At 72.7% G+C, this 22,482-nt stretch carries 23 protein-coding genes and 1 tRNA gene; 9 read left to right on the top strand and 15 right to left on the bottom strand.

Going from position 1 to position 22,482, the window contains the following annotated elements; all coding sequences use genetic code 11:
* Positions 1-52: 52 nt before the first annotated feature.
* On the top strand, positions 53-964 hold the full coding sequence (locus ACFQRJ_RS09685; RefSeq protein ID WP_377018822.1) for a sulfurtransferase: 912 nt from the start codon (positions 53-55) through the stop codon (positions 962-964).
* A complete protein-coding gene (locus tag ACFQRJ_RS09680; protein WP_377018821.1) occupies positions 961-1,422 on the top strand; it encodes a SufE family protein in 462 nt (153 codons plus the stop codon). Before ACFQRJ_RS09685 ends, ACFQRJ_RS09680 begins: the two co-directional genes overlap by 4 nt.
* A 6-nt stretch (positions 1,423-1,428) precedes the next feature.
* Here ACFQRJ_RS09680 and ACFQRJ_RS09675 read toward each other — a convergent pair whose 3' ends face one another.
* Positions 1,429-2,340 carry a hypothetical protein gene (locus ACFQRJ_RS09675; protein WP_377018820.1) on the bottom strand — a complete coding sequence of 304 codons (912 nt, stop codon included), beginning with the start codon at positions 2,338-2,340 and terminating at the stop codon, positions 1,429-1,431.
* A 127-nt stretch (positions 2,341-2,467) separates the two neighbouring features.
* Between ACFQRJ_RS09675 and dps the strand changes: the two genes are divergently transcribed.
* Positions 2,468-2,959: a DNA starvation/stationary phase protection protein Dps gene (dps, locus tag ACFQRJ_RS09670; protein WP_377018819.1), complete on the top strand. Its 492-nt coding sequence runs from the start codon at positions 2,468-2,470 to the stop codon at positions 2,957-2,959.
* A 72-nt stretch (positions 2,960-3,031) separates the two neighbouring features.
* Entirely contained in the window at positions 3,032-4,393 is a 1,362-nt protein-coding gene (locus tag ACFQRJ_RS09665; RefSeq protein ID WP_377018818.1) for a M20/M25/M40 family metallo-hydrolase, read from the top strand.
* On the opposite strand, the gene ACFQRJ_RS09660 is transcribed toward ACFQRJ_RS09665, so the two are convergent.
* Positions 4,394-5,074 (bottom strand): TetR/AcrR family transcriptional regulator, encoded by a 681-nt coding sequence (locus tag ACFQRJ_RS09660; RefSeq protein ID WP_377018817.1) that lies wholly within the window; start codon positions 5,072-5,074, stop codon positions 4,394-4,396.
* A 49-nt stretch (positions 5,075-5,123) separates the two neighbouring features.
* Here ACFQRJ_RS09660 and ACFQRJ_RS09655 point away from each other — a divergent pair, with 49 nt between their 5' ends.
* The 3 genes from ACFQRJ_RS09655 (at position 5,124) to ACFQRJ_RS09645 (ending at position 7,398) form a co-directional block, all read left to right on the top strand.
* The gene (locus ACFQRJ_RS09655; protein ID WP_377018816.1) at positions 5,124-5,963 is read left to right on the top strand and encodes a hypothetical protein; all 840 of its coding nucleotides are present in this window, start codon (positions 5,124-5,126) and stop codon (positions 5,961-5,963) included.
* Between the two features lie 241 nt (positions 5,964-6,204).
* On the top strand, positions 6,205-6,477 hold the full coding sequence (locus ACFQRJ_RS09650) for an HPr family phosphocarrier protein (RefSeq protein WP_377018815.1): 273 nt from the start codon (positions 6,205-6,207) through the stop codon (positions 6,475-6,477).
* Between the two features lie 57 nt (positions 6,478-6,534).
* Positions 6,535-7,398: a helix-turn-helix transcriptional regulator gene (locus ACFQRJ_RS09645; protein WP_377018814.1), complete on the top strand. Its 864-nt coding sequence runs from the start codon at positions 6,535-6,537 to the stop codon at positions 7,396-7,398.
* Here ACFQRJ_RS09645 and ACFQRJ_RS09640 read toward each other — a convergent pair.
* From ACFQRJ_RS09640 to ACFQRJ_RS09625, 4 genes are all read right to left on the bottom strand, one after another.
* A complete protein-coding gene (locus ACFQRJ_RS09640) occupies positions 7,299-8,513 on the bottom strand; it encodes an MFS transporter (protein WP_377018813.1) in 1,215 nt (404 codons plus the stop codon). The two genes, ACFQRJ_RS09645 and ACFQRJ_RS09640, sit on opposite strands and share 100 nt — an antisense overlap.
* A 108-nt stretch (positions 8,514-8,621) precedes the next feature.
* A complete protein-coding gene (locus ACFQRJ_RS09635) occupies positions 8,622-9,011 on the bottom strand; it encodes a hypothetical protein (RefSeq protein ID WP_377018812.1) in 390 nt (129 codons plus the stop codon).
* Between the two features lie 118 nt (positions 9,012-9,129).
* Positions 9,130-9,214 (bottom strand) — tRNA-Ser (locus ACFQRJ_RS09630).
* A gap of 64 nt (positions 9,215-9,278) precedes the next feature.
* Positions 9,279-10,106 (bottom strand): universal stress protein, encoded by an 828-nt coding sequence (locus ACFQRJ_RS09625; protein WP_377018810.1) that lies wholly within the window; start codon positions 10,104-10,106, stop codon positions 9,279-9,281.
* Between the two features lie 109 nt (positions 10,107-10,215).
* Here ACFQRJ_RS09625 and ACFQRJ_RS09620 point away from each other — a divergent pair, with 109 nt between their 5' ends.
* On the top strand, positions 10,216-11,787 hold the full coding sequence (locus tag ACFQRJ_RS09620) for a CehA/McbA family metallohydrolase (protein ID WP_377018809.1): 1,572 nt from the start codon (positions 10,216-10,218) through the stop codon (positions 11,785-11,787).
* A gap of 66 nt (positions 11,788-11,853) precedes the next feature.
* Positions 11,854-12,750 (top strand): dihydrodipicolinate synthase family protein, encoded by an 897-nt coding sequence (locus ACFQRJ_RS09615; RefSeq protein ID WP_377018808.1) that lies wholly within the window; start codon positions 11,854-11,856, stop codon positions 12,748-12,750.
* Between the two features lie 41 nt (positions 12,751-12,791).
* Here the strand turns inward: ACFQRJ_RS09615 and ACFQRJ_RS09610 are convergent, their stop codons facing one another.
* From ACFQRJ_RS09610 to ACFQRJ_RS09570, 9 genes are read right to left on the bottom strand one after another with little or no spacing between them, the layout of a single operon-like run.
* Positions 12,792-14,087: a lipopolysaccharide biosynthesis protein gene (locus ACFQRJ_RS09610; RefSeq protein WP_377018807.1), complete on the bottom strand. Its 1,296-nt coding sequence runs from the start codon at positions 14,085-14,087 to the stop codon at positions 12,792-12,794.
* A complete protein-coding gene (locus ACFQRJ_RS09605) occupies positions 14,084-14,779 on the bottom strand; it encodes a PIG-L deacetylase family protein (RefSeq protein WP_377018806.1) in 696 nt (231 codons plus the stop codon). Before ACFQRJ_RS09605 ends, ACFQRJ_RS09610 begins: the two co-directional genes overlap by 4 nt.
* Positions 14,776-15,936: a DegT/DnrJ/EryC1/StrS family aminotransferase gene (locus ACFQRJ_RS09600; RefSeq protein WP_377018805.1), complete on the bottom strand. Its 1,161-nt coding sequence runs from the start codon at positions 15,934-15,936 to the stop codon at positions 14,776-14,778. Before ACFQRJ_RS09600 ends, ACFQRJ_RS09605 begins: the two co-directional genes overlap by 4 nt.
* Entirely contained in the window at positions 15,937-17,124 is a 1,188-nt protein-coding gene (locus tag ACFQRJ_RS09595; RefSeq protein ID WP_377018804.1) for a polysaccharide biosynthesis protein, read from the bottom strand.
* Positions 17,121-17,726: a hypothetical protein gene (locus tag ACFQRJ_RS09590; RefSeq protein ID WP_377018803.1), complete on the bottom strand. Its 606-nt coding sequence runs from the start codon at positions 17,724-17,726 to the stop codon at positions 17,121-17,123. The genes ACFQRJ_RS09595 and ACFQRJ_RS09590 overlap by 4 nt, the downstream gene beginning before the upstream one ends.
* Positions 17,723-18,835: a glycosyltransferase gene (locus ACFQRJ_RS09585; protein ID WP_377018802.1), complete on the bottom strand. Its 1,113-nt coding sequence runs from the start codon at positions 18,833-18,835 to the stop codon at positions 17,723-17,725. The genes ACFQRJ_RS09590 and ACFQRJ_RS09585 overlap by 4 nt, the downstream gene beginning before the upstream one ends.
* Positions 18,832-19,887 (bottom strand): hypothetical protein, encoded by a 1,056-nt coding sequence (locus ACFQRJ_RS09580; protein ID WP_377018801.1) that lies wholly within the window; start codon positions 19,885-19,887, stop codon positions 18,832-18,834. The genes ACFQRJ_RS09585 and ACFQRJ_RS09580 overlap by 4 nt, the downstream gene beginning before the upstream one ends.
* Positions 19,884-20,942 (bottom strand): glycosyltransferase family 4 protein, encoded by a 1,059-nt coding sequence (locus ACFQRJ_RS09575; protein ID WP_377018800.1) that lies wholly within the window; start codon positions 20,940-20,942, stop codon positions 19,884-19,886. Before ACFQRJ_RS09575 ends, ACFQRJ_RS09580 begins: the two co-directional genes overlap by 4 nt.
* On the bottom strand, positions 20,942-22,279 hold the full coding sequence (locus ACFQRJ_RS09570; protein WP_377018799.1) for a sugar transferase: 1,338 nt from the start codon (positions 22,277-22,279) through the stop codon (positions 20,942-20,944). The genes ACFQRJ_RS09575 and ACFQRJ_RS09570 overlap by 1 nt, the downstream gene beginning before the upstream one ends.
* Positions 22,280-22,482: the final 203 nt, after the last annotated feature.

Raw genomic sequence — 22,482 nt, 5'->3', positions numbered from 1 at the left:
CGCGGGCAGTGACAGACTGGAGGGGTACTTTCCACCCTCGAAAGGTGATCTCATGAGCGTTGCTTCTGATCCCACTCCTGGCCTGCAGGAGTTCGCCCACCCCGAGAAGCTCGTGACCACGCAGTGGCTCGCCGACAATCTGGGCTCCGTGGGCACAGAAGATCTGGCGGTCGTCGAGTCCGACGAGGACGTGCTGCTGTACGAGACCGGCCACATCCCCGGCGCGGTGAAGATCGACTGGCACCTCGACCTCAACGACCCCGTCACCCGCGACTACGTCGACGGCGAGGGCTTCGCGAAGCTGATGGACGCCTCCGGCATCACCCGCGAGACCACCGTGGTGATCTACGGCGACAAGTCCAACTGGTGGGCCGCCTACGCCCTGTGGGTCTTCGAGCTGTTCGGCCACCCCGACGTGCGCCTGCTCGACGGCGGCCGCAACGCGTGGCAGGCCGAGGGCCGCAAGCTGACCACCGACGCCCCCGACATCACGCCGACCTCCGGCTACCCCGTCGTCGAGCGCGAGGACGCCCCCATCCGCGCCTACCGCGAGGACGTCCTGGGCTTCCTGGGCGGTCAGCTGATCGACGTGCGCTCCCCGCAGGAGTACTCCGGCGAGCGCACCCACATGCCCGACTACCCGCAGGAGGGCACCGTCCGCGGCGGGCACATCCCCTCGGCCCGGTCGGTGCCGTGGGCCCGCGCCGCCCAGGAGGACGGCCGCTTCAAGCCCCGCGCGGAGCTCGAGCAGATCTACCGCGAGGAGCTCGGCTTCGACACCTCCGCCCCGGTGATCGCCTACTGCCGGATCGGCGAGCGCTCCGCCCACACCTGGTTCGTGCTGACGTACCTGCTGGGCTTCGAGAACGTGCGCAACTACGACGGCTCCTGGACCGAATGGGGCAATGCCGTGCGTCTGCCGATCGCCGTCGGCACCGAACCCGGCGAGGTGCCCTCCCGATGACCGCCGCGACGGACGGACCCGCGCTGCCGGAGGCGTTCGCCGAGATCGCCGAGGACTTCCACGCCCTCGGCGGGAAGGATCGCCTGCAGCTGCTGCTGGAGTTCTCCCAGTCCCTGCCGGAGCTGCCCGAGCGCTATGCGGGCCATCCTGAGCTGCTCGAGCCGGTCCCGGAGTGCCAGTCCCCGATCTTCCTGGCCACCGAGGTCGACGGCACCGGCCGGGACGCCACGACGCGACTGTTCTTCTCGGCCCCGGCCGAGGCGCCCACCACGCGCGGGTTCGCCTCGATCCTCGCCGAGGCCCTGGACGGTCGCACCGTCGGTGAGGTGCTGGACACCCCGGAGGCGGTGACCGGCCAGCTGGGCCTCGCCGAGGTGGTCAGCCCGCTGCGGCTGAACGGCATGGCCGGGATGCTGGTGCGCATCAAGCGCCAGGTGGCACAGAAGGCGGAGCTGTAGGGCCCCTCACCCCCTCGGCGGGCGCTTCGTCCCCGTGGTCTTGTCGCTGGACTTGTCGCTGCTGGAGGTCTTGCCCCCGGCGGGCCGCTGACCGTACATCTCGTAGGCCCGCTCGGCGCCGCTGCGCAGCATGCTGAACGCGGCCCTGCCGGCCTCGGACTGGGCGAAGTCGTAGGCCGCCTGGGCGCGCTGGGCGAAGCTGCGGCGCTCCTCCTCGGTGGCGTCGGCGTCCCCGGGGCCGCCGGCCTGCGAGGTGAAATCCTCCGTATCGAGCACCGGATCCGGCTCGCCGCCCTCGATCCGCTCGTGCCGGTCCAGGGCCACCTTCAGCTCCAGCGGCACCCGCACCTGGCGGATGAGGGCCCCGCGCACGTCCTCGCGGATCCGGGTCGCGTGGCCGGCGAAGAACTCGTCCTGCGGCTCCAGCTCCTGCTCGTCGGCTGCCGTCAGCTCCCGGGCCAGGCCCAGCAGGTAGGAGGCGAGATCGGAGGCGACCTCCGGCGAGAGCCCGTACCCGTCCGACGAGGTGGGCGCATCGCGCAGCTCGAGAGCGTCGTCCCGCTCCAGCGAGCCGGGGGCGATGTCGATCGCCGCGAGCGTTTCCTCCACGAACGCGTGGAAGCTGGCATCGCCGGGGACGTCGGCTCTGCGCAGCTCGGTGCGTCCCCAACCTTCCGGTAGACGCACCTGCCGTACGCCCTCCCGGGCGAACTCGTCCTGGGCGGCCCGTCGGACCAGTCGGCGGGCGGCGCGGACCAGGTGGCCGGCGTCGGCGTCGCGCGGGATGTCCGGGACCAGTGCTCGCGCGTCGGCGACGATCTTCGCCCTGGTCGCAGCGGAACCGGAGCGCCGGCGCACGGCGCCGGGGACCCGGACGAGCCGTGCCGTCCGCTCCCGGATCGTGGCTATCGGTCTCACGCGCGCACCTCCTGCCTCGGGGATCTGCCCCCATCGTACGGACGCCACCGGTGATCGTCGCTGGCCGGAGGCGGCGATGGTCGCTAGCCTGCCATCACCAGCACGACGCGACATCTAAGGAGACGACATGGCTGACCTCTCGTACACCGTTCCCGGACTCGGCACCGAGGACTCCGTCCGCCTCGTGGAGGCCCTGCAGGACCGTCTCCACGCGATGAACGACCTCCACCTCACGCTCAAGCACGCGCACTGGAACGTCGTCGGCCCGCGTTTCATCGCCGTCCACGAGATGCTCGACCCGCAGGTGACCGAGGTGCGCGGCTACACCGACGACCTCGCCGAGCGCATCGCGCAGCTGGGCGCCTCCCCCGTCGGCACGCCCGGCCGCATCGTCAGCGAGCGCAGCTGGTCGGACTACACCCTCGGCAAGGCCGACACCCAGGAGCACCTCAAGGCCCTCGACGAGGTCTACACCGGCATCATCGCCTCGAACCGCAAGGCGATCACCCTGGCCGGCGAGCTCGACCCGATGTCCGAGGACATCCTCATCGAGCAGACCCGCGGCCTGGAGAAGTTCCAGTGGTTCCTGCGCGCCCACCTGGAGGGCTCTCAGGCCTGACCGGCCCCTCCCCACCGGGCGTCCGGGCCGCGGCGAGTACCGTGGCCCGGACCGACCCCGAGGAGGACCCGCATGCCCATCGCCGTTCCGACCGCCGACGAACTCGCCCTGCTGCAGGACGAGGCGGTGGCCTTCACCCGTGACCTGATCAGGATCGACACCACCAACTTCGGGGGCAACGATCCGGCGACCTGGGGCCGCGGGGAGACGGAGGCGGCGGAGTACGTCGTGGCGAAGCTGCGCGAGGTGGGGCTGGACCCGGAGGTCCACGAATCCGCCCCGGGCCGGCCCAGCGTGTTCGTCCGCGTGGACGGCCAGGACCGCGAGCGCGGCGGCCTGATCCTCCACGGCCACCTCGATGTGGTCCCCGCCCGCGCCGAGGACTGGTCCGTGGACCCCTTCGGCGCCGAGATCCACGACGGCATGATCTACGGCCGCGGCGCGGTGGACATGAAGGACATGGTCGCCATGATCCTGGCGCTGGCCCGGCACCTCGCCCGCACCGGGCAGCGCCCGCCCCGTGACCTGCTGTTCGTGTTCTTCGCCGACGAGGAGAACGGCGGCGTGTGGGGTTCGGATTGGATGAGCCGGCACCGCCCGGAGCTGTTCGCGGGGATGAGCGAGGCGATCAGCGAGGTCGGCGGGTACTCGATCACCCTGCCCGAGAAGGACACCGGCGAGGACGTGCGCGCCTACCTCGTCCAGACCGCCGAGAAGGGGCTGATCTGGGGTCGCCTGCGCGCCACCGGCCGCGCGGGCCACGGCTCCGTCCCCAACCACGAGAGCGCGATCGTGCGCCTGGCCCGGGCGATCACCGCCCTGGACGAGCACGTCTTCCCGTTCGAGTTCATCGCCGCCGTGCGCGCCCTGTTCGACGGGGTCACCGAGATCACCGGCATCGGCTGGGACGAGGAGACCATCCGCGAGACCCTGCCGCTGATGGGTGGGGCCCGCCAGTTCGTCGCCGGCACCCTCGGCGACTCGGTGAATCTCACGATGCTGGAGGCGGGGTACAAGGGCAACGTGATCCCGCAGACGGCCGAGGCGACGTTCGACGCCCGCTTCCTGCCCGGGCACCAGGACGAGCTGCTGGCGCTGCTCGACGACCTCACCGGCGAGCACGTCGAGGTGGTCATCGACCACATCGGCAACTCCGTGGACTCGCCGCGCGATGCGCCGCTGGTCGCGACGATGACCGAGTCCGTGCAGGCGGAGGATCCCGGCGCCCGGGTGCTGCCCTACTGCCTCAGCGGCGGCACGGACAACAAGGCGCTGTTCCGCGTGCTCGGCATCACCGGCTACGGCTTCGCCCCTCTGCAGCTGCCCAAGGGCCTGGACTTCGCGCCCCTGTTCCACGGCATCGACGAGCGCGTGCCGATCGAGGCGGTGCGCTTCGGGGCGCGGGTGCTGCTGCGCCTCGTCCGGGACTGCTGATCAGGTCTCGTCGGCCGACGGGGCCGGGCCTGCTGAGCTGGTCGAGACGTCGGCCGGCGGGATCGGGTCCTCGGGCTGCAGGCCGGTGTACCAGCTGGGCAGGATCCGCAGCAGCGCCTCCCTGAGCTCGGAGGCGTCGAGCTCCGCCCCCGCGGCGGCCTCCTCGTCGGTGTCCACCAGCCACTGGATCAGCACATCGGCCGTGCCGCCGGCGAAGAACCGGGCGGTGCGGGGCACGGGGAGGTAAGAGGGCACCTCGTCGCGCAGGCTGCGCAGCGCGACCTCATGCAACTCGGACAGGCGCCGCACCACATACAGGTACGTGCGGTGGGCGAACTTCCAGTCCAGCGCCCCGCGCAGGAAGGCGTGGTGGCGCACCAGGTAGACCACCAGGGACGTGATCGTCGTCTGGACCATCTCGTGCGTGGAGCGGCCCTGCCCCACCAGATCGGACTCGAGCTTCTGCTGCTCGTCGAACATCTCGGCGAGCATCGCGCCGATCAGGTCGTCGAGACCGGAGAAGTGGCTGTAGAACGCGGCCCGGCTGACACCCGCCCGCTGCACGAGGGCGTTGACGGTGACCTCACCGTCGGACGCACTGAGATCGCGGGCGGCGGCGAAGATCGCCGCTCTGGTCCGCGCGGGGCGAGGGTCGGGCGCACGGCCGCATGAGCTGGGCATTCTTCCATAGTAGCCGCGATGTCGGCCGACCATGGAGGAGGATGAACGCATGCTTCCATTTATGTCCGGCCTGCCGGGAATGTCCCGCAGACAGCAGCCGCAGCGCCACCCGCTGCTGGATGAACTCGTCGGTCAGGCCGTCATCCACACCCGCGTGGCCGCCCGCGGCGCCTGGACTGTCACGGCCCGTGGCTGGGTGCTGCACTCGCGCATCCAGCAGCTCGACGACACGCCCGTCGGCCTCCGCGATCCGCGCCTGCTCGCGGCCGCCGTGACCGGCGCGGAGCTGCTGCCCGACGGGCACCTCACCCTCGCCCTCACCACGTCGACGGGCCCGCAGCGACTGACGACCGTGCCCCGCTGGGAGGTGCGCGGCCCTCGCGGGGCCCGGCTGCGGGCTGACGAGAAGGGGGTGATCACCGCGGATCCGCCCGGGCCGCCGGTCCATGCGACGCCGGAGGCGCTGGCCGCGTTCGCGGCGTCCCGGCCCGGCGCCCCGGAGCAGCGGCTGCAGGATCTCGGCCGGCGGACCTGGCTGCATCCCGGTCACGTGGTGGAGGTGATGACGGCCGCCGGAGCCCTCGACGACCGGGAGTTCGAGCGGCGGGGGCCGACGCTGCTGGCCCGCATGCTCGCGCGCGGGGAGATCCGGGCGGGGTTCGTCACCGACGGCCGCTTCACCCCCTGGAACCTCCCGCTTGCCGAGGTCATCGAGCACGTCTTCACCGTCTGGCAGGCGGTCGGAGGCAGCGGTCCCGGCCCGGACATGATCGCCTGGTTCGAGCTGACCGGGACCGGCCGCGACGCGTCCGGACCGACCAGCGTCCAGGCCACGCCTCCCGGCATGTCCGGCTACGACAGCCCCGGCGTCGTCGGCGGATTCCGCTGACCCCGCTGAGCGCTCCCCCTCCCTGCATCACGCCACCCCTGACGGATCCGGATGCACGCTACCCCGAACCGGTGCATTTCGGAAAGCTCTTCTGGGCACGTGTCCGGTTTCTCTCGGGTAATCGGACCAGCCGGTGAACGCTCGATGAACTCTCCGGGACGCCGGTCGTCGAGCCGGCGCTCGTTCGCACGGCCCGGGCGAGGCTACGCTGGGGGCCGACACGTCGAGAAAGGCGTTTGAGATGCCAGAACGTACCGTGAGGATCGCGAGCACGAGCGGGCTCCATGCCCGCCCGGCGGCGATCTTCTCCCAGGCGGCCAGCGAACAGCCCGCAGCCGTGACGATCAAGAAGCCCGGTGGGAAGGCGGTGCCCGCCTCGAGCATCCTGATGCTCCTGACCATCGGCGCCGACCATGGCGACGAGGTGACGCTGCGCGCCGACGGCGACGGGGCCGAGGACTCGCTCACCGCTCTCGCCGACCTGCTGGAGAAGAACCTCGACGAGGACCTCTGAGTCGACGCGACGGTGGCTCGCGGGAATGCCCGGGACCGGCGGACGGTTGGCCCTGGCATGAGCGCAGTCCCGAGCACCTGGCGCATCGCCCTCTCCACGACGGTGGAGCTACCCGCCCATTCCCCCGTCGCCCCGCGCCGCTCCTCCCTCTGGTTGCACGTACGCTCCGGCGCCGTCTCCCTCGGCGCCGGGCGCGAGGCCCGGCGCCTCGAGGCCGGGGACGCCGCCTACCTCCACCACGCCCAGCTGCACCCGGCCACGACCCTGAAGCCCTCCACCCTCCAGCTGGCCGACCTCCGTCACCTCGGCCCCGAGCCGCCGCGGGACCCGCTGATCGTGCCGGGCTTCGACCGGCGACAGGCCGGCGTGCTCGGGCTGCTGGCCCAGTGCCCGCTGGACGGATCCACCACCGTCGAACGCCCCGACGTCGCCCGCGCCTACGGCGAGCTGATCGGCGCCGCCATGCTCAGCGAGGCGAGGATCGATGCCGGTCAGAGTCAGGGTCGGGAGCGGGAGGCGGATCCTGTCGTCGCTCGCGTCGTCGCCCGGATGGCGGCCGCGCCGTGCCGCTCCTGGACGCTCACGGACCTGGCGGCCTCGGCCCACGTCGGCACGACGGCGCTGGTGGACCGGTTCCGCCGCGCCACCGGCCACTCCCCCATGCAGTACCTGCGCCGGCTGCGCATGGGATGGGCGATGGGCGAGCTCGCCGGCTCCGACGCACCGATCTCTGCCATCGCCCACGACGCCGGATACGGATCGGCGGAGGCCTTCGTCCGCGCCTTCCGCGCCCACACCGGGACCACTCCGGGCCGCTGGCGTCAGACCTCCCGCGGGCGCACCTTGATCGAGGCGAACCCGATCGCGGCGACGGCGGAGACGACGGCTCCGAGCGCCATGGCCGCTGCCGGGCCCTGGTGATCCACCAGCACCCCGCCCACGGCGGACCCGGCCATGATCGCCACCTGGAACGCGGTGACCTGCAGCGAGATCGCTGATTCGACGCGGCGGGGCTCGACCGCGGAGACCCACAGCTGCGTGGTCACCGGCACCATGTTGAAGCCCAGGCCCCAGGCGATCACGACGACGACCAGCACACCCGTCTGCTCCGTCGTGGCCATCCCGAACAGCGCGACGGCGAGGATCGCCGGGCCCGCCGTGGCGGCCCAGCGCATCCAGCGCGAGAGGTATCCGCCGGCGAGGTTGCCGAGCACTCCGCCGAGGCCCCAGATCAGCAGCAGCGCGGCGACCGCCGAGGCATCGACCGCCTCGATCGCGACCCGGATGTAGGGGTAGGCGGTGAAGTTGGCGAAGGCGGCGACCGCGATCACCGCGACGCCCACCACCAGGCGGCGGTTGCCGAGCGCCTCCCGCATCATGGCCAGGCCCGCACCGGGCTGTGCGGGCACGGCCGGCAGCAGCCGCCACAGCACGGCGGCCGACACCAGCGTGAGGGCGCTCATCACGAGGAACACCGCACGCCAGCCGATGATGTCACCGAGCACCGAGGCGACCGGGATGCCGATGATGGTCGCGGTGCTCGTGCCGAGGGCCACCGTGGTCGAGACCAGGGCGGCGCGACCGGTCACCTGGACGCCCACGGACAGGGCGAAGGACCAGAACCCGGCGATCGCCACCCCCAGCAGGACGCGGGCGATGAGCACCACCGCGAGCGTCGGGGCGAGGGCCACCACGAGGTTGGAGAGGATCGCCAGGCCCAGCAGGGACAGCAGCACGGTGCGCCGGTCGGTGCGCGGCAGGATCGAGGCGATGGTCGGCGCGGTCAGCGCTCCGGCCAGGGCCGTCGCCGCCACGGTGAGCCCGGCGCGGCCCTCGGTCACGGAGAGGTCCGCGGCCATGCCGGGGAGGACGCCCGCCGGGATGAACTCGGCGCCGACCAGAGCGGCCGTGCCGGCCGAGAGCGCGAGAGCCGTCACCACGGGGTGATGGGCGCGGGCGGGGCCTCCGCTGCGGTCGCTGGGGTCCGTGGTCGCGGGGCCACGCCGGGACGTGGTCTCGGGTGAGGAGGAAGTCATGACTCCAGCATCGGTCACCGGGAGGGGTTCCGGCTGATCCGACCACCGGAGCGATTGATCACGCGACCGGAGGAACCGGCCGCCGCTGTGCCAGCTCCCCGGGATCCGCTAGCTCCCGGCGATCAGCGCGACCGTGATCGCGAGGACCACGCCCGCGCCGACGAGCGCCCCGAGGGACCCGATGAGCACGCCCGGCCAGGAGGTGCGCCGCAGCAGCAGGACGCTCAGTCCTCCGCCGAGCAGCAGCAGTCCGCCCAGGGTCGGCGCGCCCAGCAGCAGACCCACGAAGACCACCGTGTCCCGGGGGGTGAGGGCACACCCGAAACCGATGCCCTCACAGCGCCCGTCGGGATTCTCGTCCGGAGCGATCGCGAGACCCAGCGCGTACAGGACGAGCAGCAGCACCGCCCAGGCCAGCAACGTCAGCAGCACGGAGAGACCGCGCCGTCGAGACGACTGCTCCGAGGGCGGCGAGGACGGGTGCGGGGCCGGTTCCATGGACGGTCAATCTACGGCAGCGCGCGTGCTCGGTGCCGCTGCCCGCGGGCATGTGCACCCACGAATGCACTGGGCCGCGACACCGTCTGTCAACGATGTCGCGGCTCAGGGAAAAGGGCGGTAGCGGCGGGATTCGAACCCGCGGTACGTTTCCGTACACATCATTTCGAGTGATGCACCTTCGGCCGCTCGGACACGCTACCGCCGGACAGCTTAACCATCGCGCCATCTGCCGTTCAAACCCGACCGCCCCCGACGCGAGTCAGGTCACGTGCCGGATCCGTCGCACTGCCGGGCCACCATGACGTTCCCGGTGGCGTGCAGAAGCGTCGCGTGGGCAGTGGAGCCGAACGGCCCCCGGCTCACCCCGCGGTGGCCCATCACCAGGATGCGCGCCCCGGCGGCCGCGGTCAGCAGCGCGTCGGGCACCGAGCGGCCCTCAAGCAGTCCGGCGTCCACGGTGATCCCGTCGTGCCGGCCGCGCGCCCGCTGCACCGCCGCCTCGAGCAGCCCGTCGGCATCGGCCGCCGCTCCCCCGGCGCGCACATGGACGATGCGCAGTGCCGTGCCCCAGGCGGCGGCCAGGTCGGAGGCCGCGTCCACGGCCTCCTGGCCCGCCTCGGACCCGTCGACCGCGGCGAGCACGGGACCGGCCCGGTGCTGGTCGGAGCGGATGATCGCGACCGGACAGCCGGCGTCGTGGAGGATGCCGCGGCTGACGGAGCCCAGCAGGGTGCTCATCACGGCGCCGAGACCCCGGGTGCCGACGACGAGCAGATCGGCGGTCACCGAGACCTCGCCGAGCACGTCGCGGGGATTGCCGGGCAGCAGCTCGGTGGTCACGGCGATCTCGCGGGTCACGTCACTGACCGCGTCCACGGCGTCATCCAGCACGCGCAGCGCCTGGTTGCGGGGGCCGGCGGGGTCCATCACCGGGACCCCGGCCATGCCGTGGCCCAGCATCGGCAGCGTCCAGGCGTGGACCAGTCGCAGCGGTCTGCGCGTGTCCCGGGCGAGCTCGGCGGCCCAGCGCACGGCACCCGCCGACGCCGTCGTGTCGTCGTAGCCGACCACGATGCTTGCGGTGAAATCCATGGTCCACACCTCCCCGTGCGGCCCTGCCTCGTGCCCCCAGGATACCGTTCACCGCGCCGCCGCCCACGATGCAGATCCAGGACACCTGCCGCGACTACGTTCAGCGAGCATGAACTCCTCCTCGCATGCCCCCTCCGCTCCGTCCGCTCCGTCCACTCCGTCCGTACCGTCGCGTCGCACGCTGCTCACAGCGGCCGGCGCCGTCGCCGTCCTCGCCCCGCTGTCCTTCACCGGGCGTGCGGCCGCGGACCCGGGCGCCTCCGGCGATACCGAGACCCGCACCCTGACCGGCCGTTTCGAGATCGGCGCCCCGGATTTCGCCGAGATCCCCGTCGAGATCCCGCGCGGGGTCTCCCGCCTGCACGTGGCCTACTCCTACTCGAGCCCCGAGGTGCCCGACGGGACGCCGGGCAATGCGCTGGACATCGGCATCTTCGATCAGAACGGGACGAAGCTGGGTGGACGCGGGTTCCGCGGCTGGTCCGGCGGGTTCCGCACCGAGTTCTTCCTCAGCCGCGCCGAGGCGACGCCCGGCTACCTCGCCGGGGACATCGACGAGGGCACCTGGAACGTGCTGCTCGCGCCGTACCAGGTGGCACCCCAGGGCATGGACTACGAGGTGGTCGTCACCCTCACCTACGGCGACGCCGAGGAGGCCGACGAGCCGCAGTACCCGCCGCTGCAGGCCCCGGGCCGCGGGCGCGACTGGTACCGCGGCGACGCCCACCTGCACACCGTCCACTCCGACGGGAAGTACACACCCGAGCAGGTCGCGACCGCAGCCCGCGAGGCGGGACTGGACTTCATCGTCTCCACCGATCACAACACCACCAGCTCTCACGGGGTGTGGGGCCCGCTGGCCGGTGATGACCTGCTGATCCTCACCGGTGAGGAGGTCACCACGCGCCACGGGCACTGGCTCGCCCTGGGGATGCCCGCCGGGGAGCTCGTCGAATGGCGTTACCGCAACCGGGACGACGAGTTCGACCGCTGCCGCAAGCAGGTCCAGAAGACCGACGCCCTCGCCGTCTCGGCGCACCTGTACTGCCCGTGGATCGGGTGCGAGTGGAAGTTCGGCCTCGAGGATCTCGACGCCACCGAGGTGTGGACCGGCCCCTGGGGCTGGGACGACGAGACCGCCGTGTCGACCTGGGCGAACCTGCTCGCCGAGTCCGCGCGCGGCAAGGGCGGCAAGCGTGGCGGGACGGGGTCGTGGTTGCCGGCGATGGGCAACAGCGACGCTCACAGCCCCGGCGACTCGGTCGGTTCGCCCCACAACGTGGTGCTGGCCGACGGTCTCTCCCGCGACGCGCTGCTGGCCGGCATCCGTGCCGGCCGCTCCTGGCTGGCCGAGTCGGCGGACATCGACCTGTCCCTCGTCGCCTCGGCCGGCGGGGCCGAGGCAGGCATCGGCGACCGGCTCGACGTGGACCGCGACGAGACGATCACCGTGACGCTGGAGGTCTCCGGCGTGCCCGACGGGACGGTGCGCCTGCTGACGGATCAGGGACAGCTGCTGCAGACGGTGCTGGCCGGGGACGGGCGCGGCACGATCACCTGGACCACGGCCGCCGGATCAGCGCCTTCGTGCGTGCCGAGGTGCGCCATCCGCTCGAGGACGGCTCCGCCGGTGGCACCACGATGGGGCCGACGGCGGGCTTCGGGGCGATGGCAGCGCTGACGAACCCGATCTGGCTCGGAGCGCTCTGACAGGATCACGGCGCAGCACCCCGGTAGGCTTCGTGCGATGACGATCAACGGTGTCCTGCCTGCCCTGCTCACCGCGTACGACCACGATGGAGCTGTCAGCGTCGAACGGACCCGGTCGCTCGTCGGCCGGCTCAACGAGGCCGGCGTCGACGGGTACTTCGTCACCGGGACCTCGGGCGAGTACTACCTGCTCAGCGTCCAGGAGCGGCTGCAGATCCTCGAGACCGTCGCGGACGTGGCGAACGGACGCGAGGTCGTCTTCCAGGTCGCCCACTCCGACCAGCGCGCCGTGCGGGAGCTCGCGCGGCGAGCCGCCGACGGCGGCGCCACGGCCATCAGCGCCTCCATCCCGATCTACTACGGCTACGGCGACGACTCGCTCGCCGCGTACTTCCGGGACGTGCGCGCATCCAGCGACCTGCCCCTCCTCGGCTACACGATCCCGGCCTCCACCGGCCGCACCCTCGGTGCCGACCTGATCTGTGACCTCGCCGCCGAAGGGGTGCTGGACGGGCTCAAGTACACCTCGAGCGACCTCGCGGTCCTCGCTCGGATCCGCGCACGGGTCCGCGACGACTTCTCGATCCTCATCGGTTCCGACGAGCTGCTGGTCGCGGCTCTGTCCCAGGGCGCCGACGGTGCCATCGGCGCCACCTTCAACCTCGCCCCCAAGCTGTACACGGAGCTGTACCGGGCCGTCGGCGCCGGAGACCTCACCGAGGCGCGGCGCCTGCAGGAGATCGCCGTGGGGATGCTCGACGCCCTGGCCGGTGGCGGCGAGACGTTCCCGGCGCTGAAATCGGCCATGCGCTCCCGCGGCGTGGATGTCGGCCAGGCCCGCTTCCCCATGGCCCAGCACGACGGCGAGGACGACGCCCGGGTCGCCGCCGCCCTCGCCGAGGTCGACGGCCTCCCTGAGCACCTCATCGACTGAGTCCGCCTGACTCTGCCGGCCGAGGAACCGCGTGTCACCGCTCAGATCCTGAGGTCGACGCGGCGTGCACGTCGGCCGTGCGCGCCGGCCCCGGCCTGCGCACCCCGCGCCCCGGCGGACCGCCGCCGCAGCAGGTCGTGCAGGAACAGCGTCGCCATCACGGTCTCGGTGACGATGAGTGCGAGCGACGCGCCCACCGCGCCGGCCCACAGGACGGCCGGGATGCAGAGCGCCACATGGACGACTGCACCGATCGCGGTGAGGCGCGCGACCAGGCCGTACCGGTGCTCGGCGTTGGCGTGCAGCGTGAGCACCGTCGTGATCCCGGCGATGATGATCATGACGCCGACCAGGCGCGTCGGCCAGATCGCCCCGACCATGTCCGCACCGAGGTACCAGGGGATCACCCAGCCGGCCCCGATCGCCAGGCAGGCACCCGCCGTCCCGTACGCGGCCACGACCCCGAGGCTCACGAAGCGGCGCATCCCCGCCACGTTCCCCGCCGCCATGCGCGGCAGCATCGCATCGACCACTCCCCGCATCACCCCGCGCACGGCATTGCCGAAGCGCTCGGCGGCGCCGAAGAAGGCCACCTGGGATGGCGCGGCGAAGGCGCCGAGGGCCAGCGAGCTCGTCGAGGCGGTGACCACCACGGTCGCATTGGAGACGAACAGCGGCGCCGAGTCCCGCAGCGCCGTCGTCACGCCCAGCCGGGTCACCCGCACCACGCGCGCCGATCCCCACACGCGCAGGAGCAGCCACCAGGCGATCACCGCGGCGAGCGCCTGCGGGGCCAGCTGCCACGCGACGGCGAGGTCCATGTGTGCCGGATCGCGCACCGTCAGCAGCAGACCGCCAAGGGCGATGATCCGCGACAGCGACATCACCAGGGCGAAGGTGAGCATGCGGCCCATCGCCTGCAGCATCCAGCCCGGGTACCAGGCGCCGGCGAGCACCAGCAGCAGACCCAGCATCATCGCGCCCGCGTGCTCGTGCAGCCCGGGGACGACGAGGGTCACCGCGATCATCACCACCGCGCAGACCAGCCAGATCAGGGTCTTTGCGCACACCGTCTCCATGAGCACCTGCGACCGCTCCGCGACGGTGCGGGCGAGGCTGGCCCGGCGCAGCGCGCTGATGCTGAACCCGAAATCGGTGACGTGGATGACGACCTGCAGCACTGCCAGCAGCAGCATCACCACGCCGAGGTCGGCGACCCCCAGCACCCGGGCCAGGAAGGGCAGCGAGACCAGGGGGTAGGCGAAGCTCGTGAGGTAGCCCAGGGCGATCGTCACCGCGTCCGTGCCGGCACGGCGCCGGGAGTCGGGCCCGTTCACCCTCCCATCACCGGCCCGACGGGGCTCACGGAGCGCACCACCTGGAAGGACTCGGCCGACGACAGGCCGACCTGGCTGCCGCGGAAGCCGGCCAGGGATTCCAGCGCCCGCACCGAGCGCGGCCCCGGGTCCGGCTGCAGCTGAGAGGCGAAGCAGCGGAAGGCATCGATCTTGGTCCGGACGGTCTCGGTGATGTCGACATGCCAGGACGGGGTGAACGTCGGCTCGGCCCCGGGAGCGTTCCAGAACGTCTCCGAGACGGTCTCGTACATGGCGACCGTCCGCAGATCCCGGCCGGCGCCGACGGGCCGGGTGACCACCATCGAGGCGTCGAACACGGTGCGGTGGTCGACGTGCCGGTCCGGGAACGGGATCAGCGCGAGCGTGGGCCGGTGCTCCTCGACCAGGGCCTGCAGCGGCCCGTTCAGCGTGGTCACGGCACCGCGCGAGAGCTCGACCGACGGCAGGTGCAGGAACTCCGAGACGGCGACACCGAGGAGCGCATGGGCCTCCCGCGCCTCCGCCTCGACCTCCTCGGCGATGCCGGCGGGGTACGTCGGCGGCAGATCCGAGCAGACCACGACGACGACCACCCTCCAGCCGTCGCCGGCCAGCCGGGCGATGGTGCCGCCCGCTCCGAGCACCTCGTCATCCGGGTGCGGGGCGATCACGAGGGCGCAGGGTGCATTCATGCGGTCAGGGCTCCTTCCCGCCGCCGGTCACGGCTGCCGGTCAGCGACATCTCGATCCGGTCGCAGACCTCGTCGATCTCCCGCGGCGAGGACGCCGGGGAGCTGGGCACCACGAGGGTCGTCGCGAACAGCCGCTCGGCGGTGCCGTCGACCAGGCGGGGGAAGCGGGAGGGGTCGGCGCACAGCGGCTGGACGTGCAGGGGCGTGAACAGCCGGCGGGTCTCGATGCCGTGGCGACCGAGCTCGTCGCCCAGCTCACCGGCGGCGATGCCCGAGTCCAGGACGAGCGCCGTGAGCCAGCAGTTGTCGCCGGCGTCGTCGCCACCGAGGATCCGCAGCCCGGGCACGCGTTCGCACAGCGCGCGGTAGCGCTCCCGATGGGCGCGGCGCGCGGCGAGGAACTCGTCGAGCCGCCCCAGCTGCGCCAGCCCCAGCGCGGCAAGCACGTTCGAGAGCCGGTAGTTGAACCCGTGCTCGCGATGAAGGTAATGCGGGACGTCCTCCCGGGCCTGGGTGGACAGGAACAGCACCCGGTCGGCGAGTTCCTCGTCGTCGGTCAGGACCGCCCCGCCGGCGGAGGCGGTGATGATCTTGTTGCCGTTGAAGGAGACCGCCGCCGCGCGCCCCTGCGACCCGGCGGGACGCCCTGCCCGGGTGGCGCCGAGGGACTCCGCGGCATCGACCAGCAGCTGCGCACCGTGCCGGGCGGCGATCGCCCCGAGGCGGTCATGATCGGCGACCTTGCCGTACACGTCCACCGGTAGCACCGCGGTGATCGGTCCGCCGACGCGAGCGGGATGCGCGAAGGCGGCGTCGACGAGCTCGGGTTCGAGGTTGCCGGTGTCGTCGGCGTCCACGAGCACCGGCGTCGCCCCGGTCTGCGAGATCGCGTTGAGGGTGGCGACGAACGTGAGGGTCGGGCAGATGACCCGGTCGCCGGGGCCCACGCCGGCGGCCAGCAGCTGCAGGTGGAGAGCGGCGGTGCCGGAGGCGACCGCGACGGCGCGGGCACGGCCGGTGCGTTCGGCCAGCGCCGCTTCGAAGCGTCGCAGGTCCGGGCCGGCGGGAGCGATCCAGCCGCCGGCGATCGCCTCGCCGACGGCTCTCTGCTCCGCAGGGCCGACGGTGGGGACGGACACGGGGATGCGCGGGCCCATTCAGCTCACCGCCATGATCTGCTGGGGCTCCGCGGCCGCCACGGCAGCCGGCTCGGGCGTGGTGAACAGCGGGTCGTACCCCGAGGGGATCATCAACTCGCGCACGTGATCGGACCACTCCTCGACGCCGGGCAGGGTGGCGGGGTCGATCGAGGCGCAGCGGACCCGGCTGATGCCGTCGTGCTCGGTGCGATCGAGCTGCTCGTACTCGGAGAACAGCTCCTCGTGGAGCTTCTCCCCCGGCCGCAGGCCGGTGTACACGATGGCGCACTCGACGCCGGCGAGCTCCGCGATGGCGGTGGCGACGTCCACCATCCGCACCGGTCGGCCCATGTCGAGCACCAGGGTCTCCCCCGGCGCCCCGACGGTGACGGCGGAGAGCACCAGCGAGGAGGCCTGCGGGATCGTCATCACGAACCGCGAGACCTCGGGGTGGGTGATGGTCAGCGGGCCGCCGCGGCGCACCTGCTCCACGAACGTGGGCACCACGGAGCCGCGCGATCCCAGCACGTTGCCGAACCGCACCGAGACGAACGGCAGGCCGGTGCGCTCGGCGTAATGCGCGGTCAGCGCCTCGGCGACCCGCTTGGAGCGGCCCAGCACGCTGGTCGGGCTGGCGGCCTTGTCGGTCGAGATGTTCACCAGCCGCTCGGCCCCGTGGCGGGTCGCGGCCTCGAGCACGTTCCGGGTCCCGTGCACGTTGGTCATCCAGGCCTCCCGCGGGTAGCGCTGCAGCAGCGGGAGGTGCTTGAGCGCGGCGGCGTGGAGCACCAGCTGGGGCCGGTGCTCGGCGAAGACCGCGTCCAGGGCGCGGGGATCGCGGATGTCGGCGAGGACGGTGTCGGGCGTGTCCAGCAGGGCGGCGCCGTTCATCGACATCTGCAGCTCGTGCAGCGCTGACTCATCGCGGTCCAGCAGGGACAGCCGGGCGGGATCGAGGCCGCGCAGCTGGCGGCACAGCTCCGATCCGATGGAGCCGCCGGCGCCGGTGACCAGCACGCGCTTGCCGGCGACCAGCTCGCGCACCGGGCCGAGGTCCGGCGCCATGGTGGTGTGGCCGTTCAGTGCTGTGAGCCGGCTGGTCAGGGCGGACATGTCGAGTCCGAAGGGGGTCAGCGGGCTCGTGGTGGCGGGGTCGCGGTCGAGGGAGTCGGGGCCGTGTCCACGGCCGAGCAGTCTGAGAATCATGACGAGAGTCCTTCCTGGCGGCGGGGAGTGAGGGCGAGAGCGAGGAGCAGCGGGACGGTGAGACCGGCGAGCGCTCCGGCGGGCAGGATGATGAGGGGGTCGGGGTCCTCGGGACCGGTGGGCAGGGTCGCCTCCTGGACGAGGGTCGCGGTGACCTCGATGGAGTCGGTCGAGGTGCTTTCGATGGAGGTGGCCAGCGCCGTCGCTGCGGCGTCGGCCGTGTCCTGCGCCTCGGCCGCGGTGTCACCGGTGCCGGTGATGGACAGGACCATCGAGCCGGGCGTCGCCCCGTAGGAGACGCTCGACTCGATCTGGTCGCGGGAGAGGTCCTGGCCGAGCAGTTCGCGGATGTCCTGGTGGACCGCGTCCGCGCGACCGAGATCGACATAGGTGGGCAGCCGTTCATCGACGAAGACCGTCGCGCTGAAGCCCGCGACGTCGCCGCCGGGCATCTCGGCCTCCACCAGCACCCCGGCCTCCGAGCCGTAGGTCCTCGGCAGCAGGGCCAGGGCGATGCCCGCGGCCACGAGGCCGACGACGAGGCCGATCAGCAGCCACGCCCAGCGGATGCGCAGCACTTCCCAGAATCTCTCCGACGTCATGCTGATTCCTCTCCGATAGGTACGCCGACCTGGCGATAGGCCGCGAAGGAGTCCTCCGCGAGATGGGTGAGGCCGAAGCAGGCACGCACCCGGGCCCGGGCGGTCTCGCCCAGGGCCCGACGTCGTGCCGGATCAGCGGCCAGCTCGCCGAGGGCCTGCAGCAGGCCCTCGGCGTCCGCGCGCAGCAGCCCGGTGACGCCGTCGATGACCACGTCGGCCATGCCGGTCACGTCGTGGGCGAGGACGGGGACACCGAGCGCCTGCGCCTCGAGCACTGCGATCGGCAGCCCTTCACCGGCGCTGGTGAACAGCAGGACGTCGGCCCGGGAGAGCTCGGCGAGCAGCGCGTCCCGGTCCAGCCAGCCGCTGACCTCGACGTCCGGGCCCAGCAGCTCCCGGTCGCCCTCCCCCAGCCAGCGGAAGACGGTTCCGGGATGCTGCTCGTGCCAGCGGCGCGCGACGGCGTCGAACTCGCGGGGCCGCTTCTGGGCGGCGATCCGGCCGACGTGGACGACGCGCAGGTCGCCGCCGGATGCGGCCTCGGGCCGGGGCAGGGCGGCGAGCTGCTCGGCGTCGACCCGGTTGCGCAGCACGGCGGTGCGGGCGCGGGGCAGGACCCGCTGCGCCAGGCGCTCCTCGGTCTCGGAGACCAGCAGCAGACGCGGGCCCAGCAGGGTCCCGGCCCGCTCCAGGGCCGTCAGCACCCGGCGGTGCAGGGTGCCGGCGTCGCTGCGGTCGAACGCGAAGCAGTGGGGGCTGTAGACGGTGCGGTCGCGATGCCCGGTCAGCACGGCCACGGCTCGTCCGATCATCCCGGTGCGGGAGGAGTGGAGGTGGACCAGCACGTCCCGTCGGGCCGTGAGCTCGGCCGTGGCGCGCACCAGCAGGGCCGGCAGGGCGGTGCGGGGGCTGCGGCTCCAGCGGAGCACGGTGACGCGGTCCCCGGCGAGCGCCTGGATCCGTTCCGGGGAGGGCGAATCGTGGCGGGGGACGTAGGCGAGGGTGACGTCGATCCCCGGCACGGCGCTCTGGGCGCGGGCGAAGGTGGTCACGGCGGCGAGCACGCCGGAGGAGGCGGCATCGGTGATGTGCAGGATCGACGAGGTCATGACCGCCCCCGATGCAGGTGCACCATGAGGACCAGCGGGAGCAGCGGGGTCAGGTGCTTGAGCGCGGAGCCGTAGTCCGGCTCGAACAGCGCCTGGACCACGAGGAAGGCGAGCAGCAGGGAGGCGGCGCGGGTGGCTCGCGGGGAGCGGGCGCCGACGAAGCGCCCGCCGAGGACGGGCACCAGCACCAGCGCCCACACCACGACGATCGCGATGCCGCTGGCCAGGTGGAAGGCTTCCCCGGAGACCAGCAGCTGCACGGGCACCACCATCAGCGCGAGCATGGCCAGTGCCGCGAGCACGCCGAGGGCCCCTCGGGCGTCCGGGGCGACGCTCTGGATCAGGGTGTTCACCTGCTCGCCGGCGCGCTCGGCGTTCGACCACTCGCGCGCCCCCTGCAGCCCGTGCCCGAGCACCGCCTGGAACAGGGGCTGGAGCACCGCGTAGGCGGCGGCGGGCAGGGCGACCAGCAGCAGAGGGTGGGCGGTGCGCGGCAGCAGGATCCGCCAGCCGATGTACATCACGGCGATGATCAGCCAGTACGGGCGCAGCGTGGCCCCGTAGGCGAGCGCTCCGCCGATCACGGCCAGCTCGCCCATGGCCGTGCTGAACCGGCCGCGCCCGTCGGGGATCACGACGACGAGCATCGCGACGCCCAGAGTGACCAGCTCCTTGGAGTACTGCGCGAGATAGGCCAGCGCCGGCACGAAGAAGGCCATGGTGACCAGCAGCGACGGCATCGAGAGCCGGGCGGTGCGCTCCCAGCCCACGGCGAGCAGGATCCCGCTGCAATAGAGCGCCACGCCGAGCAGCGCGGCCAGCGGCGGCGCCTCCCCGAGCCCGGCCAGCGCGTACAGATGGCCGACGCGCTCGAACGACTCGGCCTCGTCGACGAGGCTGCCGCCGTGGATCGTCAGCTGCAGCAGGCCGTCGTCCCAGAGGAAGTGCTCGGGGAGGTACGGCCTGATCCCGAGGGAGGCCATCAGCGCGCCGGCTGCGGCCAGCAGCACGAGGATCTGGTTGTCGATGCCTGCTTCACGGATCGCTCTCATGCCAGCACCTCGCAGGCGGCGGCGAACTCGTCGGCCATGGCGGTGGTGCGCACGTGGCGGGCCCGGTGGGACATCTCGGCCCAGGCGGCCGGGTCCTCGGCCAGCTCGAGCAGACGGGCGGCGGAGCGGGCGGCGTCGCCGTGGTGGTGCAGGGCGTGGTCGCCGTCGCGGGTGTCGGAGGCGAGGTCGCCGACGGGCGTGAGCAGACTGACCATCCCCGCGGCGAGCGCCTCGTGGGCCGCCATCGCGTAGCCCTCGAACTCGGAGGTCTGGATGAACACGTCGGCCTCGGCGGCGGCGCGGGCGATCGCGGCACGATCGGCGGGACCGGTCAGCGTGACGGCGTCGGCGAGCCGCCGCCGGATGATCTCGGCGCGCAGGTCCGCCAGGCCCCCGCTGTCGGGGCCGATGATGGTCAGGTGCGCCCCGGCGGGCGACTGCTCGCGCAGCTGCGCCAGGATCCCGAGGGCGACGTCCAGGCGCTTCTGCGGGGCGATCCGCCCCCAGGTCACCAGGCGCAGCTGTGCCCGCAGGGCGGGGGCGGCCGCGGTGTGGGCGGGCAGGGGTGCCGCGTCGGGACGCACGAGCACGGCGGGGTGGCGGGCGCCGGCGCGGCGCAGGATCGGCTCGGCGAGCAGGTCACGGGCGGCGATCGAGTCGCACAGCACGAGGTCGGCGCGCGGGAGGGCCCAGTGATGGACCAGCCGGTCCACGGGCTGGGTGAAGCGGGAGTTGTGGACCCAGATCGCCCACGGCCGCCTGCGCCCCAGTGCTCGGGCGAGGGCGCCGACAGCCACGCTGCGCCACAGGGAGGTGACCAGCACGTCGGGGTCCCAGCGGCGGATCTGGCGCAGCACAGCGAGGGCGGAGAGCGGGGAGTTCAGGCCGGAGCCGGCGACGTCGGCGGTCAGGACGGCCTGGTCCGGGTCCGCCGCGGCGAGGACGGCGATGCGGTACTGGATCCGCTCGTGGTCGGCGAGCTCCTCCCGCAGGTGCGCGGCCGCGGATTCGACGCCGCCGACGTGTGTGCTGTGGATCAGGTGCAGGATGCGCATCACACGGCTCCGTCGCTGGTCAGGACGGCCTTGAAGGTGCGCAGCAGGATCGTGAGGTCCAGCAGCGGTGACCAGTTGTGCGCGTAGTAGACGTCGAGCTCACGGGCCTGCTCCCAGCTGAGCCGGGAGCGTCCCGAGACCTGCCACAGCCCGGTCATGCCGGGGCGGACCCCGAGGCGATGCTCGGCGTCGCCGTCGTAGAGGGCGACCTCCGCGGGCCGCTGCGGGCGGGGACCCACCAGGCTCATGGTGCCCTCGAGCACGTTCAGCAGCTGCGGGAGCTCGTCGATCGAGCTGCGGCGCAGGAACGCTCCCAGGCGGGTCACCCGCGGGTCCGCGGAGACCTTGAACAGCGGGCGGCCGTCGGCGTTCTGCTCGCGCAGCAGGGCCTCGAGCTGCGCGTCGGCATCCTGGACCATGGTGCGGAACTTGTAGATCTGGAACGGCTTCCCGTCCAGACCGATGCGCTCCTGCCGGTAGAGGGCGGGACCGCCGTCCTCACGGCGGACCGCCAGGGCGGTTCCCAGCAGCACCGGGCCCAGCAGCACCAGCAGCGCCGCGGCGCCCAGCACGTCGAGGGCGCGCTTGCCCACCCGGGTGAGCAGGCCCGGCCGCGGGGGCGTCAGCAGCAGGCCGGGCCCGTGGGCCGTCATCAGCAGTTCGGTGCGCGAGCTGCGCACCCTGCCGGTGGGCTGGTGCAGGAGGAGCTCCACGCCGTCCCGGCGCAGCGCCCAGGCCAGCTGCTGCACGGTGCGGTCCGGGATGCCCGGCAGCAGCTCGACGCGGTCGGCGCCGCCGCGGGCCACGTCGTGCAGCACGGCGGCGACGACGACGCCGGGATCCTGGAGGGTCTCGGCGGAGAATCCGCGCACCCGCTGGGAGCGGCCGTGGCGGTGGCGGACGATCTCCGCCGCCGGGCAGACGATGATCGCCCGCGGCGGCACGGTACGATCGAGGACGAGACGCACCAGCGGCGTGCTGGCCCAGTGCGCGAGGGTCAGGGCGAGCAGCAGCACAGCCACGTCACCGCGCACGGCCTGCCCCCACAGGGCGGAGTGGGCGGCGAGGGCGGCGAGGGTGAACGCGGTCGCCACCAGCAGCGGCGCCGACCGGTGCCGCTCACCACGGCGGATGTCGAAGGCATGAGTCGCCAGCGCCAGCACGAACCACGCGGCTCCCGCGCCGAGCACCAGGGGCTCGGTGCCCACCACGGCCAGAATGCCGGCGGTGAGCCCGGCCGCGATCAGCGCGGCCAGGCCCCGGCGCCGCAGTGGGGAGGTCAGGATCGGCCAGGGGAGAACGGGGTGCGAGGGCAGGGCAGATTGGATCGTGGACACGATTCCTCCGACTCGGCACGGACAGGGATGCGGGCCCCGGCGACTGGCCCGGAGCACTTCCGCAACGTAGGCCTGCCGGGACCCGGATCACACCGGCTGGAGGCATAACCCGGTACGGGGTACGGGGAGAACCCGGTATTGAGGGGCGGGTACCCCTGTGCTGGGCACTGGGGTACCTGGTACTCTCCGTCCAGCTGATGCGG

It is taken from the genome of Brachybacterium sp. GCM10030252 (assembly GCF_042666535.1).
Taxonomy (GTDB): Bacteria; Actinomycetota; Actinomycetes; order Actinomycetales; family Dermabacteraceae; genus Brachybacterium.
Note: the sequence above shows the minus strand (reverse complement) of the source record. Positions and strands in the feature narration are given on the sequence as shown.